This is a genomic window from Pantoea piersonii (assembly GCF_003612015.1).
GTDB classification, from domain to species: Bacteria; Pseudomonadota; Gammaproteobacteria; order Enterobacterales; family Enterobacteriaceae; genus Pantoea; species Pantoea piersonii.
The window spans coordinates 450,508-468,991 of the sequence record NZ_RARB01000003.1 but is presented as its reverse complement, the minus strand read 5'-3'; the positions used below and the strand labels follow the sequence as shown (position 1 = coordinate 468,991).

At 58.6% G+C, this 18,484-nt stretch carries 20 protein-coding genes; 16 read left to right on the top strand and 4 right to left on the bottom strand.

From position 1 onward, the window contains the following. The first annotated feature begins 67 nt into the window (after nt 1-67). The 10 genes from hfq (at nt 68) to D7S44_RS11670 (ending at nt 11,529) form a co-directional block, all read left to right on the top strand. Nucleotides 68-379: an RNA chaperone Hfq gene (gene hfq / locus D7S44_RS11715; protein ID WP_081140747.1), complete on the top strand. Its 312-nt coding sequence runs from the start codon at nt 68-70 to the stop codon at nt 377-379. An 81-nt stretch (nt 380-460) separates the two neighbouring features. After that, a complete protein-coding gene (gene hflX / locus D7S44_RS11710; RefSeq protein WP_120455029.1) occupies nt 461-1,741 on the top strand; it encodes a ribosome rescue GTPase HflX in 1,281 nt (426 codons plus the stop codon). Nucleotides 1,742-1,924: 183 nt separating this feature from the next. Continuing rightward, nucleotides 1,925-3,160, top strand: a complete 1,236-nt coding sequence (gene hflK, locus D7S44_RS11705) for an FtsH protease activity modulator HflK (RefSeq protein WP_120455027.1) — start codon at nt 1,925-1,927, stop codon at nt 3,158-3,160. 3 nt (nt 3,161-3,163) lie between these two features. Then, the gene (gene hflC / locus D7S44_RS11700; RefSeq protein WP_120455026.1) at nt 3,164-4,168 is read left to right on the top strand and encodes a protease modulator HflC; all 1,005 of its coding nucleotides are present in this window, start codon (nt 3,164-3,166) and stop codon (nt 4,166-4,168) included. Between the two features lie 56 nt (nt 4,169-4,224). Continuing rightward, entirely contained in the window at nt 4,225-4,425 is a 201-nt protein-coding gene (locus D7S44_RS11695; RefSeq protein WP_120455024.1) for a DUF2065 domain-containing protein, read from the top strand. A 164-nt stretch (nt 4,426-4,589) separates the two neighbouring features. Next, the gene (locus D7S44_RS11690) at nt 4,590-5,888 is read left to right on the top strand and encodes an adenylosuccinate synthase (protein ID WP_120455127.1); all 1,299 of its coding nucleotides are present in this window, start codon (nt 4,590-4,592) and stop codon (nt 5,886-5,888) included. Between the two features lie 219 nt (nt 5,889-6,107). After that, complete coding sequence (gene nsrR / locus D7S44_RS11685) at nt 6,108-6,551, top strand: nitric oxide-sensing transcriptional repressor NsrR (RefSeq protein WP_120455022.1); 444 nt, start codon at nt 6,108-6,110, stop codon at nt 6,549-6,551. A gap of 16 nt (nt 6,552-6,567) precedes the next feature. Next, nucleotides 6,568-8,997, top strand: a complete 2,430-nt coding sequence (rnr, locus tag D7S44_RS11680) for a ribonuclease R (protein WP_120455020.1) — start codon at nt 6,568-6,570, stop codon at nt 8,995-8,997. An 83-nt stretch (nt 8,998-9,080) separates the two neighbouring features. Further along, the gene (gene rlmB / locus D7S44_RS11675) at nt 9,081-9,815 is read left to right on the top strand and encodes a 23S rRNA (guanosine(2251)-2'-O)-methyltransferase RlmB (RefSeq protein WP_081140753.1); all 735 of its coding nucleotides are present in this window, start codon (nt 9,081-9,083) and stop codon (nt 9,813-9,815) included. Nucleotides 9,816-9,900: 85 nt separating this feature from the next. After that, nucleotides 9,901-11,529: an isovaleryl-CoA dehydrogenase gene (locus tag D7S44_RS11670; protein WP_120455019.1), complete on the top strand. Its 1,629-nt coding sequence runs from the start codon at nt 9,901-9,903 to the stop codon at nt 11,527-11,529. On the opposite strand, the gene bsmA is transcribed toward D7S44_RS11670, so the two are convergent. Then, on the bottom strand, nt 11,503-11,829 hold the full coding sequence (gene bsmA, locus D7S44_RS11665) for a biofilm peroxide resistance protein BsmA (protein WP_120455017.1): 327 nt from the start codon (nt 11,827-11,829) through the stop codon (nt 11,503-11,505). The two genes, D7S44_RS11670 and bsmA, sit on opposite strands and share 27 nt — an antisense overlap. A 56-nt stretch (nt 11,830-11,885) precedes the next feature. Continuing rightward, nucleotides 11,886-13,817, bottom strand: coding sequence for a methyl-accepting chemotaxis protein (locus D7S44_RS11660; protein WP_120455016.1), 1,932 nt, complete (start codon nt 13,815-13,817; stop codon nt 11,886-11,888). 156 nt (nt 13,818-13,973) lie between these two features. Here D7S44_RS11660 and yjfP point away from each other — a divergent pair, with 156 nt between their 5' ends. Continuing rightward, nucleotides 13,974-14,723 (top strand): esterase, encoded by a 750-nt coding sequence (gene yjfP, locus D7S44_RS11655; RefSeq protein WP_120455014.1) that lies wholly within the window; start codon nt 13,974-13,976, stop codon nt 14,721-14,723. Between the two features lie 46 nt (nt 14,724-14,769). Here yjfP and D7S44_RS11650 read toward each other — a convergent pair whose 3' ends face one another. Further along, on the bottom strand, nt 14,770-14,976 hold the full coding sequence (locus D7S44_RS11650; protein WP_120455013.1) for a hypothetical protein: 207 nt from the start codon (nt 14,974-14,976) through the stop codon (nt 14,770-14,772). 373 nt (nt 14,977-15,349) lie between these two features. Between D7S44_RS11650 and rpsF the strand changes: the two genes are divergently transcribed. Genes rpsF through rplI form a run of 4 tightly spaced genes read left to right on the top strand, consistent with a single transcriptional unit; the run spans nt 15,350 to nt 16,790 of the window. Continuing rightward, the gene (gene rpsF, locus D7S44_RS11645; protein WP_120455011.1) at nt 15,350-15,745 is read left to right on the top strand and encodes a 30S ribosomal protein S6; all 396 of its coding nucleotides are present in this window, start codon (nt 15,350-15,352) and stop codon (nt 15,743-15,745) included. A gap of 6 nt (nt 15,746-15,751) precedes the next feature. Further along, a complete protein-coding gene (gene priB / locus D7S44_RS11640; protein WP_120455009.1) occupies nt 15,752-16,069 on the top strand; it encodes a primosomal replication protein N in 318 nt (105 codons plus the stop codon). Between the two features lie 4 nt (nt 16,070-16,073). Continuing rightward, on the top strand, nt 16,074-16,301 hold the full coding sequence (rpsR, locus tag D7S44_RS11635) for a 30S ribosomal protein S18 (RefSeq protein WP_000135199.1): 228 nt from the start codon (nt 16,074-16,076) through the stop codon (nt 16,299-16,301). A 39-nt stretch (nt 16,302-16,340) separates the two neighbouring features. After that, a complete protein-coding gene (gene rplI, locus D7S44_RS11630) occupies nt 16,341-16,790 on the top strand; it encodes a 50S ribosomal protein L9 (RefSeq protein WP_120455007.1) in 450 nt (149 codons plus the stop codon). Between the two features lie 99 nt (nt 16,791-16,889). On the opposite strand, the gene D7S44_RS11625 is transcribed toward rplI, so the two are convergent. After that, the gene (locus D7S44_RS11625) at nt 16,890-17,561 is read right to left on the bottom strand and encodes an OapA family protein (RefSeq protein ID WP_158591251.1); all 672 of its coding nucleotides are present in this window, start codon (nt 17,559-17,561) and stop codon (nt 16,890-16,892) included. Nucleotides 17,562-17,779: 218 nt separating this feature from the next. On the opposite strand from D7S44_RS11625, the gene bamJ reads away from it, so the two are divergent. Further along, the gene (bamJ, locus tag D7S44_RS11620; RefSeq protein WP_120455003.1) at nt 17,780-18,400 is read left to right on the top strand and encodes a BamJ family beta-barrel-assembly machinery protein; all 621 of its coding nucleotides are present in this window, start codon (nt 17,780-17,782) and stop codon (nt 18,398-18,400) included. The last annotated feature ends 84 nt before the right edge of the window (nt 18,401-18,484 follow it).

The following is an 18,484-nucleotide window of genomic DNA, read 5'->3' as shown; positions in this document are numbered from 1 at the left end:
TTACGCAGTATTTTCAGGACTTCGGTTCTACAAGTAATAAACAACAAGCATATAAGGAAAAGATAGAATGGCTAAGGGGCAATCATTACAAGACCCGTTTTTGAACGCACTGCGTCGTGAACGTGTTCCGGTTTCGATTTATTTGGTCAACGGTATCAAGCTGCAGGGACAAATTGAGTCTTTCGATCAATTCGTGATTTTGTTGAAGAACACGGTAAGCCAGATGGTTTACAAGCACGCCATTTCTACCGTGGTTCCATCACGCCCGGTTTCTCACCACAGCAACAATGCTGGTGGCGGCAGCAATAACTACCATCATGGCGGTAGCAACGCTTCTGCACAGTCGCAGCCACAACAAGACGGCGATAACGCGGAATAACGCGCTACCCGTACAAGCCAGGGCGGGAGAACGCAGAACGTTTTCCGTCCTGGTCTTCTATTTTATAAGCGAGGTTATAGCTTGTTTGACCGTTATGATGCCGGTGAGCAGGCCGTACTGGTACACATCTGGTTCTCCCAAGACAAAGAGATGGAAGATCTGCAGGAATTTGAAACCCTGGTTTCTTCTGCGGGCGTAGAAGCGCTGCAAGTGATTACTGGCAGTCGCAAAGCGCCACATCCCAAATATTTTGTCGGTGAAGGAAAGGCAGCTGAAATTGCCGATGCGGTAAAATCGAGTGGAGCATCGGTCGTTTTATTCGATCATGCCTTAACCCCTGCGCAGGAACGTAATCTGGAGCGCCTGTGCGAATGCCGAGTCATTGACCGTACTGGTCTCATCCTGGATATTTTTGCCCAACGCGCCCGCACGCATGAAGGTAAGCTGCAGGTCGAGCTGGCCCAGCTGCGCCATCTTGCTACCCGTCTGGTACGCGGCTGGACGCACCTTGAACGCCAGAAAGGCGGTATCGGCTTGCGCGGTCCGGGCGAAACGCAGCTGGAAACCGACCGCCGTTTGCTGCGTAATCGAATCAGCCAGATTTTGTCCCGGCTTGAGCGCGTAGAAAAACAGCGCGAGCAGGGACGTCAGGCGCGCGCTAAAGCGGATGTGCCGACCGTGTCGCTGGTCGGCTATACCAACGCCGGTAAATCCACCTTATTCAATGCCATTACCTCCGCGAACGTCTATGCGGCGGACCAGCTGTTTGCAACCCTTGATCCGACCCTGCGCCGTCTGAACGTCGTAGATGTCGGCGAAGTAGTGCTGGCCGATACCGTCGGCTTTATCCGTCATCTGCCCCATGACCTGGTGGCCGCGTTTAAAGCGACACTGCAGGAAACGCGTCAGGCGACGCTGCTGCTGCATGTGATCGACGCCGCCGACGTGCGTGTAAACGAGAACATCGAAGCGGTCGATGCGGTGCTGGAAGAGATCGAGGCGGATGAGATCCCCACGCTGCTGGTAATGAACAAAATCGATATGCTGGACGGGTTCGTGCCGCGCATCGACCGTAATGAAGAAGATCTGCCGATCCGCGTCTGGCTTTCAGCGCAGAGCGGCGAAGGCATACCGCTGCTATGGCAGGCGCTTTCTGAGCGGCTGGCGGGCGAAATCGCACAGTTCGAGCTGCGCCTGCCGCCGGAAGCGGGCCGCCTGCGCAGCCGCTTCTATCAGCTGCAGGCCATTGAAGATGAATGGAATGAAGAAGATGGCGGCGTCGGGTTACGCGTGCGTATGCCGATGGTTGACTGGCGACGCCTGTGCAAGCAGGAACCGGCGCTGCTCGATTACATAGTTTGACACGTTGCCCAAACGTCCTTACGCAATAGCGTGTATGGTGTAGCAGGCGGCTGCCGTTTTTCTGGGATGATTCTCCCTGTCCGTTTACGCCGGTAAATAGCGGGGTGAACGAAGGCAGCCAACAACAGCTACAGCCTGAAAGCTGCAGGGTAAACAGCGCACTAACAATAAATGGAGTAGAACATGGCGTGGAATCAGCCCGGTAATAACGGACAGGACCGCGACCCGTGGGGAAGCAGCAATAATAAAGGCGGCAACTCTGGGGGAAACAAAGGCGGTCGTGAACAGGGACCTCCGGATCTGGATGATATCTTCCGTAAGTTGAGCAAAAAGCTCGGCGGACTGGGCGGTGGCAAACAGGGTGACAATGGTCAGCGCAGCGGCGGCGGCGGTGGCAAACTGGTTGGTATCGTCGCTGTCGCGGCGGTGGTTATCTGGGCCGCCAGTGGATTCTACACCATCAAAGAAGCGGAGCGTGGGGTCGTTACGCGCTTCGGCAAGTTCAGTCATCTGGTTGAGCCAGGCCTGAACTGGAAACCCACCTTTATCGATCAGGTGCGTGCAGTGAACGTTGAAGCGGTGCGCGAGCTTGCCGCATCGGGCGTGATGCTGACCTCCGATGAGAATGTGGTGCGCGTCGAGATGAACGTGCAGTACCGCGTAACCGATCCTGAACGTTACCTGTTCGCCGTCACCAGCGCGGACGACAGCCTGCGCCAGGCGACCGACAGCGCGCTGCGCGGCGTTATTGGCCGCTCCACTATGGACCGTATCCTGACCGAAGGACGTACCGTCGTGCGTAGCGATACGCAGCGCGAAATTGACGAAACCATTCGTCCTTACAACATGGGCATCACGCTGCTGGACGTCAACTTCCAGGCGGCGCGTCCGCCGGAAGAGGTGAAAGCCGCATTTGACGATGCGATCGCCGCGCGCGAAAACCGCGAGCAGTATGTGCGCGAGGCGGAAGCCTACGCGAACGAAGTACAGCCGCGTGCGAACGGCCAGGCGCAGCGTATTCTCGAAGAGGCGCGCGCTTATAAGGAACGGACCGTGCTGGAAGCGCAGGGCGAAGTGGCGCGCTTCGCTAAGCTGCTGCCTGAGTACAAGGCGGCACCGGCTATTACCAAAGAGCGTCTCTATATCGAGACCATGGAACGCGTGCTGAGCCATACCCGCAAAGTGCTGGTTAACGATCGCAGCAATAACCTGATGGTACTGCCGCTCGACCAGCTGATGCGAGGCGCAAGCAGCGCGGCGCAGGGCGGCCAGAAAGGCGCGAGTCTGACTACGCTGCCCGCTTCGCCCGGCAGCACTGCCAGCCGCAGCGACACGTCAGCCTACAGTCCAGACAGCATCATGGATCAGCGTCGGGCCAATGCTCTGCGCAACGATACCCAGCGCGAAGGGAGAGAGTAATCGATGCGTAAGCCCATAATTGTAGTCATTATTGTTGTACTGGTGGCGCTCTACGCTTCACTGTTCGTGGTACAGGAAGGCGAGCGCGGTATCGTCATGCGCTTCGGTAAAGTGCTGCGCGACGATGAAAACAAACCGCAGGTGTTCGCGCCGGGTCTGCATATGAAAGTCCCTTTCCTTGAGACGGTAAAAACGCTGGACGCGCGTATTCAGACCATGGACAACCAGGCGGATCGTTTCGTTACCAAAGAGAAGAAAGACCTGATTGTTGATTCCTATATCAAATGGCGCATCAGCGATTTCAGCCGCTACTACCTGGCGACGGGCGGCGGCGACGTATCACAGGCGGAAGTGCTGCTGAAGCGTAAGTTCAGTGACCGTCTGCGTTCCGAGATGGGGCGTCTTGACGTTAAAGACATCGTGACGGACTCCCGCGGCCGTCTGACCACCGACGTGCGCGATGCGCTGAATACCGGCAGCGCCGGCAACGACGACGACGTGCAGACGCCAGCGGCTGATGACGCTATCGCCAGCGCGGCGGCGCGCGTCGAGCGCGAAACCAACAGCAAAGAGCCGGCAATCAATCCAAACAGCATGGCGGCGCTGGGTATTCAGGTTGTTGACGTTCGCATTAAGCAGATCAACCTGCCGACCGAGGTTTCGGACGCGATTTACAACCGTATGCGCGCCGAACGTGAAGCGGTAGCGCGCAGCCAGCGCTCGCAGGGTCAGGAAGAGGCGGAAAAACTGCGTGCTCAGGCGGACTATCAGGTTACCCGCACGCTGGCGGAAGCGCAGCGCAGCGCGCTGATTACGCGCGGCGACGGCGATGCCGAGGCGGCGAAACTCTTCGCTGACGCGTTCAGTCAGGATCCGGACTTCTACGCCTTTATCCGCAGCCTGCGCGCCTATGAGAACAGCTTCGAAGGCAATCAGGACGTGATGGTGCTCAGCCCGGATAGCGATTTCTTCCGATATATGAAAGCGCCCTCTAACGCGACGCGATAAGAACTGCTATAACCTACGGGCCGACAATAATGTCGGCCTTTTTTTTGGAATGGTAAATGAATAAAACCATATGGATGGCGCTGGCGCTGGTACTGGTGCTGGAAGGCCTGGGTCCGATGTTTCTGCCGCGCATCTGGCGCCGTATGATCCTCAGCATGGCGCAGCTGCCGGATCGTCTGCTGCACCGTTTCGGCGGCGGGCTGGTGGTCGCGGGCGTGGTGATTTATTACATGCTCAGCGTACACAGCGGTGCCTGAATCTTTTATCCGTCGGCTAAATTGTGCCTTTTGCGTTCCGTTTCCCCAGGATGTTGTAGTGAGCAAAATTCGGGCGAAAAATGCGCGCAAACGTATGCTAAAAGTGCTGAAAGCAGCAAGATCAGATGGTAGAATCCATTTTTAAGCAATCGGTGATTTTGAAAATGGGTAAGAACGTCGTCGTACTGGGCACCCAATGGGGTGACGAAGGCAAAGGTAAAATTGTAGACCTTCTGACTGAACGCGCTAACTATGTTGTGCGCTACCAGGGTGGCCACAATGCAGGCCATACGCTTGTCATCAACGGTGAAAAAACCGTCCTCCATTTAATTCCATCCGGCATCCTGCGCGAAAACGTAACCAGCATTATCGGTAACGGCGTGGTGCTTTCGCCTGAAGCTCTGATGAAAGAGATGAAAGGCCTGGAAGAGCGTGGCGTACCGGTACGCGAACGTCTGCTGATTTCTGAAGCCTGCCCGTTGATCCTGCAATACCATGTCGCGATGGATCTGGCGCGCGAAAAAGCGCGCGGCGCCAAAGCTATCGGCACCACCGGTCGCGGCATCGGCCCGGCCTATGAAGATAAAGTGGCGCGCCGCGGTCTGCGCGTCGGCGATCTCTTCAATAAAGAGACCTTCGCCGTCAAGCTGAAAGAGATTGTTGATTACTACAACTTCCAGTTGGTTAACTACTACAAAGAAGATGCGGTCGACTACGACAAAGTGCTGCGCGACGTGCTGGCGGTTGCCGACGTGTTGACCAGCATGGTGGTTGATGTCTCTGACCTGCTGGATACGGCGCAGAAGCGCGGCGACCTGATTATGTTCGAAGGCGCGCAGGGCACGCTGCTGGATATCGATCACGGCACCTATCCCTATGTGACGTCCTCTAACACCACCGCTGGCGGCGTGGCGACCGGTTCGGGCATTGGTCCGCGCTGCGTCGATTACGTGCTGGGCATCGTTAAGGCTTACTCAACGCGCGTCGGTGCGGGCCCGTTCCCGACCGAACTTTTTGACGATATCGGCGAGTTCCTGTGCGCCAAGGGCAACGAGTTCGGCGCGACCACCGGTCGTCGTCGTCGCACCGGCTGGCTGGATGCGGTCGCGGTGCGTCGCGCGGTACAGATCAACTCCCTGTCAGGTTTCTGCATGACCAAGCTGGACGTGCTGGATGGCCTGAAAGAAGTAAAAATCTGCGTAGGCTATCGCCTGCCGGATGGCCGCGAAGTTACCACCACGCCGCTGGCGGCGGAAAACTGGGAAGGCATTGAGCCGATCTATGAAACCCTGCCGGGCTGGAGCGAAACCACGTTTGGCGTGAAAACGCTGGAAGGTCTGCCGCAGGCCGCACGCGACTACATTAAACGCGTTGAAGAAGTGACGGGCGTACCGGTTGATATTATCTCTACCGGCCCGGACCGTAGCGAAACCATGATTCTGCGCGATCCGTTCGACGCATAATCCTGCACAGGCCGGAGCTGCTCCGGCCTCTGTTTCCCCGCTTAGCAAGCCGCTTATCATCCCTTCGCTTTATCACATCGCCGTTCGGCTGAAAAAAACACACTCTGGGTTCGACTCTGGTTTATCATCTAGAGTAACCGCAAGCCGGTTTACTATTAAAATCAACCGCAACGCGAACGAAGTTAATCAACACGCCATGGGTGATTCACTGAGGTAATTGTGCAGCTGACAAGTTTTACCGATTATGGTCTGCGAGCTTTAATTTATATGGCCAGTTTGCCGGAAGGCAGAATGACGAGTATTACTGAAGTCACTGAGACCTACGGCGTGTCGCGCAACCATATGGTTAAAATCATTAATCAACTCAGCCGTGCGGGTTTTATCGCCGCGACGCGCGGCAAAAATGGCGGCATCCGTCTTGGGATGGATCCGCATGATATCGTCATCGGTGATGTGGTGCGCAAAATGGAGCCGCTACAGCTTGTAGACTGCGGCGCCTGCGCCATCACGCCAGCCTGCCGCTTAAGAAAAGCGCTAAACGACGCGGTACAGCTGTTTCTGCGGGAACTGGACAGCTACACGCTGGCAGACTTAGTCGAGGGCAACGAACCCTTATACCAAATTTTATTGTCCGAACCGCCGGTGGCAATGAATCTGAAATGACATCGGAGGAACCGCTATGTCAAACGATCCTTTTCAGCAAAGAGAAGCTGAAAAATATGAAAACCCTATTCCGAGCCGTGAATTTATTCTGGCTCATCTGGAAAAACGCGAAAAACCTGCCAGCCGCGACGAGCTGGCGCAGGAACTGAACCTCACCGACGAAGAGCACCTGGAAGCGCTGCGTCGTCGTCTGCGCGCCATGGAGCGTGACGGCCAGCTGGTCTTTACCCGTCGCCAGTGCTATGCGCTGCCGGAACGGCTTGATCTGCTGCGCGGCAAGGTCATCGGCCACCGCGACGGCTACGGCTTTCTGCGCGTAGAGGGCCAGAAGGATGACCTCTATCTCTCTGCCGAGCAGATGAAAATGTGTATGCACGGCGACGTTATCCTGGCGCAGCCGCTGGGCGCCGATCGCAAAGGACGCCGCGAAGCGCGCGTCGTGCGCGTGCTGGAACCGCGCAACAACCAAATCGTCGGCCGTTACTTCACCGATGCGGGCGCGGGCTTTGTTGTGCCGGACGACAGCCGTCTCAGCTTTGACATTCTTATTCCGCCGGAAGAGACGATGCAAGCGCGTATGGGCTCGGTCGTTGTGGTCGAGCTGATGCAGCGTCCGACGCGCCGCACCAAAGCCATTGGTAAAGTCGCGGAGATCCTCGGCGACAATATGGGCACCGGCCTCGCGGTCGATATGGCCTTGCGCACCCATGAAATTCCGCACAGCTGGCCGCCTGAAGTAGAGAAACAGGTCAGCAAGCTCAGCGAAGAGGTGCCTGAAGAGGCGAAAAGAGGGCGTATCGATCTGCGTAAGCTGCCGCTGGTCACTATCGATGGCGAAGATGCGCGCGATTTCGACGATGCGGTCTACTGCGAGAAAAAACGCGGCGGCGGCTGGCGCCTGTGGGTCGCCATCGCCGACGTCAGCTACTATGTGCGTCCCGGCACGCCGCTGGATGACGAAGCGCTTCAGCGCGGCACCTCAGTCTATTTCCCGTCGCAGGTGGTCCCCATGCTGCCGGAAGTGCTCTCCAACGGGCTCTGCTCGCTGAATCCGCAGGTCGATCGCCTCTGCATGGTGTGCGAGATGACTATCTCCTCCGCGGGCAAGCTGACCGGCTTTAAGCACTATGAAGCAGTAATGAACTCGCACGCGCGTCTGACTTACACCAAAGTGTGGAATATCCTGCAGGGCAACCCGGAGCTGTGCGAACAGTACGCGCCGTTGCTGAAGCCGCTGGAAGAGCTGCATAGCATGTATAAGGTGCTGGAAAAAGCGCGCGAGTCGCGCGGCGGCATCTCGTTTGAGACCGAAGAAGCGAAGTTTATCTTCAATGCGGAACGTCGTATTGAACGCGTAGAGCGCACCGTGCGCAACGACGCACACAAGCTGATCGAAGAGTGCATGATCCTCGCCAACATCGCCTCGGCGCGCTTTGTCGAGAAACATCAGGAACCAGCGCTGTTCCGCGATCACGATCGTCCCAGCGACGACAGCATTACCAGCTTCCGCACCGTGCTCAACGAACTGGGCCTCTCGCTGCCAGGCGGCACCAAACCGGAACCGATCGACTACGCCGAGCTGCTGACGCAGATCGCCGATCGTCCAGATGCGGAAATGCTGCAAACCATGCTGCTGCGCTCAATGAAGCAGGCGGTCTACGATCCGGAAAACCGCGGACACTTCGGTCTGGCGCTGCAGTCATACGCGCACTTTACCTCGCCGATCCGTCGTTATCCCGACCTGCTGCTGCACCGCGCCATTAAATATCTGCTGGCGCAGGCCGAAGGCGAGGTGAAAGGTAACACCACGGCGACCGGCGGCTACCACTATGAGATGCAGCAGATGCTGCAGCTGGGTCAGCACTGTTCCATGACGGAGCGCCGCGCTGACGAGGCCACGCGCGACGTCGCCGACTGGCTGAAATGCGACTTTATGCAGGATCAGGTTGGCAACACCTTTAACGGCGTGATCTCCAGCGTGACCGGCTTCGGCTTCTTTGTGCGCCTGAACGATCTCTTTATCGACGGACTGGTGCACGTCTCTTCGCTGGACAACGACTACTACCGCTTCGATCCGGTGGGGCAGCGTCTGATCGGCGAGTCGGGCGGACGCACTTATCGTCTGGGCGATGCGGTTGAAGTTCGGGTCGAGGCGGTGCATCTGGACGAGCGTAAGATCGACTTCGCGCTGATCTCCAGCCAGCGCCAGCCGCGCGGCGAGGGCAAAACCGCGCGCGACAAGGCGAAGCGCGAAGGCAAAGCGCCGCCGAAGCGTCGTCGTCAGTTAGGTAAAAAAGGCAACTTCGAACCGAACGAAGCTTTCCGCGACGGCAAGTCGACGCCGGAGAAAGGGAAGAAAGAGAAAAAAAGCAAAACCCCGTCGGAAAAAACCCGTAAAATCGCCGCCGCCACAAAGGCGAAGCGCGCCGCGAAAAAGCAGGCCTGATTCGGCCTGATGCGTTAACGGACGCTTTCTGCGCAGCAGAAAGCGTCCGCTGAAGTCCATTCAATTCTTAACTGAGCAGATCGATGAGCGAAATTATTTTTGGTATCCATGCCGTGCAGGCGCTGCTGGAGCGCGATCCTCAGCGCTTCCAGGAAGTCTTTATCCTCAAGGGCCGTGACGATCGTCGCCTGCAGCCGTTGGTGGCGGCGCTGGAAGCTCAGGGCATCGTTATCCAGCTGGCGAACCGCCAGTGGCTGGATGGTCAGGTTGAAGGCGGCGTGCATCAGGGCATTGTGGCGCGCATTAAACCTGGCCGTCAGTACCAGGAAGGCGACCTGCCGGATTTGCTGGCGAGTCTGGAAAAACCGCTGCTGCTGGTGCTGGATGGCGTTACCGATCCGCATAACCTTGGTGCCTGCCTGCGCAGCGCCGACGCCGCAGGCGTGCATGCGGTAATCGTGCCGAAAGATCGTTCCGCCTCGCTCAACGCTACCGCGAAGAAAGTCGCCAGCGGCGCGGCGGAGAACGTGCCGCTGATCCGCGTCACCAACCTGGCGCGCACGCTGCGTCTGCTGCAGGAATACAACATCTGGGTAGTAGGCACCGCTGGCGAAGCGGATCATACGCTCTATCAGAGCAAAATGACCGGGCCAATGGCACTGGTGATGGGCGCAGAAGGCGAAGGCATGCGCCGTCTGACGCGCGAGCACTGCGACGAGCTGATCAGTATCCCGATGGCGGGCAGCGTTTCATCGCTTAACGTCTCTGTCGCGACCGGCGTCTGCCTGTTCGAAGCGGTACGCCAGCGCGGGGCGTGATCGCCGCCGCAAAACCTTTCAGATCCAGGCATAACCACGCAGCGCTCTCCCATACTTATCGGGACACGCATTGCGAGGAGTGGTTATGACCTGGACAACCCACACCGTTTTTAATCAGCCGCAGCCCCTTAGCAACAGTAATCTCTTTCTCTCCGACACGCCGCTGCGCGAAGCGCTGGCGCGCGAAGGCGCGGAGTGGGATCGCGAGTGGCTGGCGTCGGTAGGCGCGCAGCTTGGGGGCGCCGAGTCGCTGGAGCTGGGGCGGCTGGCCAACGCCGCGCCGCCGGAGCTGCAGCGCTACGACGCACGCGGCGTACGCATCGACGAGGTGCGTTTTCATCCCGCCTGGCACCTGCTGATGCAGGGCGTCTGCGCCAGCCGCCTGCACAACCTCAGCTGGCAGCCCGACGTGCTCGATCGCGCCATGGTGGCGCGCGCCGCGCGCTTTATCCTTCACGCTCAGGTCGAGGCGGGCACGCTCTGTCCGGCGACCATGACACACGCCGCCATACCACTGCTGCAACGCTGGTTGCCCGACGCCTTCAGCGACTGGCGCGACCCGCTGCTCAGCGATCGCTACGACACCCACGCGCTGCCGGGCGATCAGAAGCGCGGTTTGCTGATCGGCATGGGCATGACGGAAAAGCAGGGCGGCAGCGACGTCACCACCAACACCACGCGCGCGGAGCCGCTGGCGGATCGCGCGCCCGGCTCACTCTGGCGCATCACCGGCCATAAATGGTTCTTTTCCGTGCCGCAGAGCGACGCACACCTGATCCTGGCGCAAAGCGGCAGTGGATTAAGCTGCTTCTTCCTGCCGCGTCTGCTGCCGGACGGCACGCGCAATGCCATTCGCCTTGAGCGGCTAAAAGATAAGCTGGGCAACCGCGCCAACGCCAGCAGCGAAGCGGAGTTTCAGGACGCTACCGGCTGGCTGCTGGGGGAAGAGGGCGACGGCGTGCGCATGATACTCAAAATGGGCGGTATGACCCGTTTCGACTGCGCCCTCGGCAGCCATGGTCAGATGCGGCGCGCCTTCTCCGTTGCGCTTTACCATGCGCACCAGCGTCAGGTTATGGGTAAAAATCTGGTGGATCAGCCGCTGATGCGCCAGGTGTTAGCGGCGCAGGCGCTGCAGCTTGAAGGACAAACGGCGCTGCTGATGCGGCTGGCGCGCGCCTGGTCGCAACCGGCGCAGCCGCTGGAAGGCGTGTTCGCGCGGCTCTTCACCCCAGCGGCAAAATACGCCGTCTGCAAAGCGGGAATGCCGTTTGTGGCTGAAGCGATGGAGGTGCTGGGCGGCATCGGCTACTGCGAAGAGAGCGAGCTGCCGCGTCTCTATCGCGATATGCCGGTCAACAGCATCTGGGAGGGATCGGGCAACGTGATGTGCCTGGACGTGCTACGCGTGCTGCGTAAGCAGCCGGGCGTAATGGAGATGCTGAATCAGGAGTTCGACGCGGTCAGGGGCGTCAATCGTCTGTTTGACGCTGGCTGGCGACAGCTAAAACTGCGCCTGAACCGGCTGCAGGAGAGCCAGGCACGTGACACCGCCCAGCGCCTGTTTCTGCTGGCGACGGGCGCGCAGCTGTTGAAATATGCCGAGCCGCCGCTGGCGGATGCATGGTGCCGGCAGTGGCTCGACAGTCGCGGCGTCCGTCCGCTGGAAAACCTGGTGGCTGAGCGCTTACTGATGCGCGCCAGCGGTGGGTGATGCGCCGTACAGGATCGCCGTGCCGTACCAGTATCCCGGCGTCACCGTTTCGTCCAGCATAATCACCTGATAGTAAACCGCGCCGCGCTGATTGGCCTCCGCCGCCAGCGAACGCTGCGCGTCATCCGGCGAACCGCGTACCTGCGTGGTGATGCTGCCGAGCCTTGGCAAACCGGCGCTCTGCGCGCGCGTGATCTCCTGCGCCTGGTGAGTGGGCGCAGGCGGCGGTTGCGGCGTGGTTTTCATCGCCGAGCAGCCGCTTAACAGCAGCGCCATTGTCAGTAAGTAAGCGTAACGCATAACGTTTCCTCCAGAGGGACGGTGCAGTAAGTGTAAGCCACCGTCCCAAAAGAGGGTCAGGATTTCAGATGAAATACGCTGACTAACTGCGTCAGATGATGACCTTTGTGGCTCAGGTTCTGCGCCGAAGCATCCGCCTGCGCCATCAGCTCGCTATTTTCATGGGTCGCCTGACTAATCTGATTCATCGCCAGGTTGACCTGCCCAATGCCTGCCGCCTGCTCCTGCGCTGCGACGTTGATTTCGCTCATCAGCGCCTGCACCTGTTCGATATGCGACACGATATGGGTCATGGCGTCGTGGGTCTGCTGCGACAGCTGGTGACCTTCTGAGACGTTGCGGATCGAGGTGGCGATCAGGCCGTCGATCTCTTTCGCCGCCTGCGCGCTGCGCTGCGCCAGCGCGCGTACTTCCGCCGCCACCACCGCGAAGCCGCGTCCGTGCTCGCCCGCGCGCGCCGCTTCTACCGCCGCGTTAAGCGCGAGGATATTGGTCTGGAAAGCGATGGATTCGATAACGTGCGTGATATCGGCAATGCTCTTAGAAGAGACCTGGATCGCCGACATGGTATTCACCGAACGGCTCACCGTCTGGCTGCCGTGCGTCACCAGGCCGCTCGCTTCCGCTACCAGCGTCATCGCCTGACGCAGGTTATCGGCAGTATGCTCTACCGTCGCGCCGAACTGTTCCATGCTGGCTGAAGTCTCTTCGACGCTGCTCGCCTGGCGACCGATCTGCTCGCTGATATTGAGGCTGCTGGCAGCGATGGTATCGGTGCCGTCGCTGATCTCCTGCGCGGCGACGCGTACCTGGCTGACAATCTTTTCCAGCCCGTCGCCGATGCCGTTAATCGCGCTAATCAGCTGGCCGACTTCGTCATGGCGTTGGGTGTCCAGATGCACGCGCAGGTTACCCGCCGCGTACTGCTCGGCCAGGTGGATCACCTGCTGCAGCGGTCGGGTAATGGCGCGGCGGCTGTACAGCACGAAGCCCAACGCAAAAATCAGCACCAGCGCCAGGCCGGTCAGCATAAACAGGTTGCGGCTGTGGGTAATCGGCGCCAGCAGCGTGTCGCGGCTCACTTCGCCGACGATAATCCAGTTCCAGCCCGGAAGCTGTTGCCATGCCAGCATTTTGCTTTCGCCATCCAGCTCGACTTCCTGCACGCCCTGCGGCTGGCTCAGCAGCGCCTGCTGCACGCTGGCGTCCCAGACTGGCTGCTTGCCTTCATTTTGCGCGGCAAAGAGATACTGTCCCTGTGCTGCGCCTGGCGCGCCGTTCAGCACGTAGAAATGGCCGCTGTCGCCCAGCTTGCGCGCCAGCACTTTGTCGCGCATCAGCGCGTATTGCTTATCGATTTGTACGCCGACGAACAGGATGCCGATAACTGTACCGCCCTCATCTTTAACCGGCTGATACTGCGTGATGTAACGGTGGCCGAACAGCGTCGCCAGCCCGCGATAGATCTCGCCACGGCTCACGCTTTTCCACGCCGCGCTGCTGCGGTCGAGGCGGGTGCCGATGGCGCGGCTGCCGTCCTCTTTTTTCAGCGAGGTGGAGACACGGTAATAATCATCGCCGTCGCGTACGAAGATGGTGGAAACGGCGGTAGTACGCTGTAAAAAGTCATCGACCGCGACCTGATCGAGGTTCAGGGTTTTGAGTCCGGCGCGCAGGGTCGGGGTCGAGAATTCCCCTACCTGAATGCGCGAGCTCTCGTCGCGGCTAAAGCGCTGCGGTAAAAAGCTGGCGAACAGCTGGGTATAGTTGTCCACCTCTTCGGTGAGGGTGGCGTTAAACATCGTTGCCATTTCGCTGATGCCTTGCACCTGATTGTGCATGTCGTCCGTGGCCAGGCTTTGCAGCTGGCGGGAGGCGTTGTGACTTTGGGTCAGTGTCAGGGCGAACAGCAACAGCGCGACGCTGAGAGACGTCAGTACAGACAGCTTAACTCCAAGACTCATGGGGCTGAGAGAGAGACGCTTCATAAGATACCTTTGGATGGGATTTGGGGGATATACGATTAACGGCATCGGCAGCAAAAGGTTTACCCCCTAAATCTTGTAAAGGATTTGTGAAGTTGTTCGCAGATTAAGGTTGGGGCACGTAAACTCAGCGGAGTCGACATCCACAGCGGGGCGAGCATGATTGAACTGAATACAGAACGGCTGGCGGGCATTCAGGTGCTGCACGCCGCGCCAGCGGGCCAGCGCGACGCGGCGCTGCCGACGGTGCTGCTTTACCATGGGTTCACCTCGTCTAAAGAGGTTTACGCTTATCTGGCCGTGGCGCTGGCGCAGGCGGGATTTCGCGCCGTGATGCCTGACGCCGACCTGCACGGCGCGCGCGATAATGGCAACGACGCCGTACGACTCGCCCGTTTCTGGCAGATTCTGCAGCGTAATATTGACGAGATGCCGCAGCTGGAAAACGCGCTGCGCGCCGCTGGCCTGATTGACGGCGACCGCTTCGGCGTGGCGGGCGCGTCGCTGGGAGGCATGACCGCGCTGGGCGCGATGGCGCGCTATCCGCACATCCGCAGCGTCGCCTGTCTGATGGGCTCCGGCTACTTTATGCAGCTGAGCCGGTCGCTCTTTCCGCCATTGCAGGTGAGCACGCCAGAGGAGCAGGCGCAGTTCGATCGGCTTATGGCGCCGCTGGCGGTTTACGATCCCTGCGAAAAGCTGGAGGCGCTGGCGAACCGGCCGCTGCTGCTGTGGCATGGGGAAGCGGACGACGTGGTGCCTTTCGCCGAAACGGCGCGGTTAGTGGAGGCGCTGCGGGCCAGCGGCGAGGCGGACAATATGACCTTCCTTTCAGAAAAAGCAATTGGCCATAAAATTACCCCTTTCGCTCTGCGCGCGCTGACGGATTTCTTTAAACAGCATCTGTAACGCAGCCGGGCTGGCGGAACCCCGTCAGCCCGTTGCCCTGCAGGTATTACAGCTGATTCGACAATCGCTCCGCCGCGCTGGTGGTGGCGCTGGCGTGCGTATTGCCCGGCGCGTCCAGTCGATTGACGTAGACATAGCCTGAAGCCGCTTTGCTGCTGTTACTTCTTATCTGCTGCGCACAGTCAGTCTGGCTGGCAAGGGCGGGTGGAGACAGGAAGAGACCCAGTAAAGTGGCGATGACGAACGTTTTCATGCCCGACTCCTCACTGATGGGAACACACTCTGCGACGCCGCGAAGCAATCTCGCCGCGCCATGATTAAGTTTAGTGCGCGCCAGCGCCGATACCAGACGGCAGCGCTGAACGCCTTTATCAGAAAAACTGATGGAGTGAGGCGCAACCCGATGAATTTCAGGGGTTAGCACATAAAGCCTCTTTAATGACGATTTAATGAAATGTGCGCTTGAGTTTAGCGCCCGGCGTCAGTATGATTACGCGTCAATTTTTCAGCTGCATTCAGGGGCGCGTTACATTCATCGAATGTTTCACGACCTATAACGTTCCTTGCTTCCGTGGGCCGCAGCTGACCCTGACAGGAGGCTGAATAATCCGTAAGGAGCAATTTCGATGCGTCATTACGAAATCGTATTTATGGTCCATCCTGACCAGAGCGAACAGGTTCCGGGCATGATCGAGCGTTACACTGGTGCTATCACTGGTGCAGAAGGCAAGATCCACCGTCTGGAAGACTGGGGCCGCCGTCAGCTGGCTTACCCGATCAACAAACTGCACAAAGCTCACTACGTTCTGCTGAACGTTGAAGCGCCGCAGGAAGTGATCGACGAGCTGGAAACGAACTTCCGCTTCAACGACGCCGTTATCCGCAGCATGGTTATGCGCGTTAAGCACGCGGTAACCGAAGCATCTCCGATGGTTAAAGCGAAAGACGAGCGTCGTGAGCGCCGCGAAGACTTCGCTAACGAAACCTCTGACGAGTCAGATGCTGGGGATTCTGAAGAGTAATCATTCGTGACGGCCAATCGACTGCGCCTGTCTGGCACCGTGTGCAAGACGCCGGTTCGAAAAGTGAGCCCGTCAGGAATTCCTCACTGTCAGTTCGTGCTTGAGCACCGCTCAGTGCAGGAAGAGGCCGGTTTCCACCGGCAAGCCTGGTGCAGAATGCCCGTGATTATCAGCGGCACGCTTCATCAGGAGATTACTCAACATATAACGGTCGGCACGCTGCTCACCCTCGAAGGCTTCATTAGCTGCCATCAGGCGCGAAATGGACAGAGTAAAATGGTGCTGCATGCCGAGCAGATTGAATTGATAGATTCTGGAGACTAGCCAAATGGCACGTTATTTCCGTCGTCGCAAGTTCTGCCGTTTCACCGCGGAAGGCGTTCAAGAGATCGACTACAAAGATATCGCTACGCTGAAAAACTACATCACTGAAAGCGGTAAGATCGTACCGAGCCGTATCACCGGTACTCGCGCAAAATACCAGCGTCAGCTGGCTCGTGCTATCAAGCGCGCGCGTTACCTGTCTCTGCTGCCGTACACTGATCGTCATCAGTAATCGGCAACTGTCCATTAACGACTTTAAGAGGATAAGGTAATGCAAGTTATTCTGCTTGATAAAGTAGCAAACCTGGGCAGCCTGGGTGACCAGGTCAACGTTAAAGCGGGCTACGCGCGCAACTTCCTGGTACCGCAGGGCAAAGCTGTCCCGGCTACCAAGAAAAACGTTGAATATTTCGAAGCTCGTCGCGCTGAACTGGAAGCCAAACTGGCTGACGTTCTGGCTGCTGCCAACGCACGCGCTGAGAAAATCAATGCACTGGGTTCAGTGACCATCGCCTCTAAATCAGGCGACGAAGGTAAACTGTTCGGTTCTATCGGTACTCGCGACATCGCTGACGCTGTAACTGCAGCTGGCGTTGACGTGGCTAAGAGCGAAGTTCGTCTGCCGAACGGCGTTCTGCGCACCACCGGTGAGCATGAAGTTGACTTCCAGGTTCACAGCGAAGTTTTCGCTAAACTGGTTGTGAATGTAGTTGCTGAGTAATTTTACTCGGTAATGCGAAAAAGCCGGCCTTGCGCCGGCTTTTTTGTATCTGGCGATCGGGCCCGACAGGAAAAGCGGCCCGTTCGTAAAACCAGGTTTTTACTGCGCGCGGATAAAAGTGCCGTCCGGCTGGCGAGTAAAGAGCACCGGGCCGTTAGCGCCGTCCACGGTCAGTCCCGTCACCACGCCTTGCGCATTCTGTCGAATCTTCACCTGCTGCCCGCTCTGCAACGCACTCAGCGGCTGATCGTTGCCCTCTACGCGCGCCATGGCGAACACGTCGCCCACCGGCAGATTATTGTCGCGAAACAGCTGCGCCAGCGTCTGGCCTGAGGCGATGGTATAGTTGTGCCATTCACCCTGTGAATCCGCTTTCGGCGGCTGCGTATTCTGCTGCGGCGCTTTCTGGTCGTAAATCTCCGCCTGCATCGGCACCTCTTTTTCCGTGCTTTGTGTCTGCGGACGTTCGACAGGATATTGCGGCGAGCTAGACGGCCATAAAAACGCCAGCAGCATTACCAGCAGGGCGATAATGATACCGCGCCGGTGCGCAGGCGGCAGCGGGGCCATCCAGCGGATGTGATCCGTATAGTGCCAGACTTTACTGATCCAGGCGGGCAAGCGGGAAGGCGCGTCTGAAGCCATTCGTGAATCCTCCTCATCGCCAGCGGCGCGCGGCGGTTTAACAGACCGCCAGGCGAAGCGTTGGCGCAATGTGCGCAATGTGCGTGGCGCGCGCGTCCTGCGGCGTTGTGGGGCGATTTGACCCATGTATCTTCTCTTCTTTTCAGTGCTCTGGAAAAGTTGCCCTCGTCCAGATTTATAGTATGGGCAATACGGGCGCGACGTGCCTGCCAGCCTTTAGAAATATGACCTGCGTATTGTTTCTGTTTCACCGCGAAAAGTCACCTGCGCGGCGTGGGATTTTACGCCAGCGGCCCGCGCTGATATGCTTCCGGTTCAAATTAGCGAAAGAGACAGGTATCAAGATGACGACCCCTTCATTCGACAGCGTCGAATCACAAGCAAGTTACGGAATTGGTTTACAGGTTGGCCAGCAGTTGCTGGAGTCTGGTCTGCAGGGACTTCAGCCGGAAGCGCTGCTCGCGGGCCTGCGCGACGCGCTGGAAGGGAATTCGCCGGCGGTGCCGGTTGACGTCGTGCATCGTGCGCTGCGTGAAGTGCACGAGCGCGCTGAAGGCGTGCGTCGTGAGCGCGTGCAGGCGATGGCTGCCGAAGGTCAGACTTTCCTGGCTGAAAACGCGCAGCGCGAAGGCGTCAACAGCACCGAATCGGGCCTGCAGTTCAGCGTGATCAAGCAGGGCGACGGTCCAGTCCCGTCACGTCAGGATCGCGTGCGCGTCCACTACACGGGCAAACTGATCGACGGTACGGTATTCGACAGCTCGGTCGCGCGCGGCGAACCGGCAGAATTCCCGGTGACCGGCGTGATCGCAGGCTGGATTGAAGCGCTGACGCTGATGCCGGTCGGTTCGAAGTGGGAACTGACGATTCCGCACAACCTTGCCTACGGCGAGCGTGGCGCTGGCGCATCAATTCCGCCATTCAGCACCCTGATCTTCGAAGTTGAGCTGCTGGAAATTCTGTAAGCAACGCCTGCGCGATTAACGAGGCGCACACCCGGCAATTGCGCAGCGTATCAGAATGATGAAGCCAGCCTGCAGGCTGGCTTT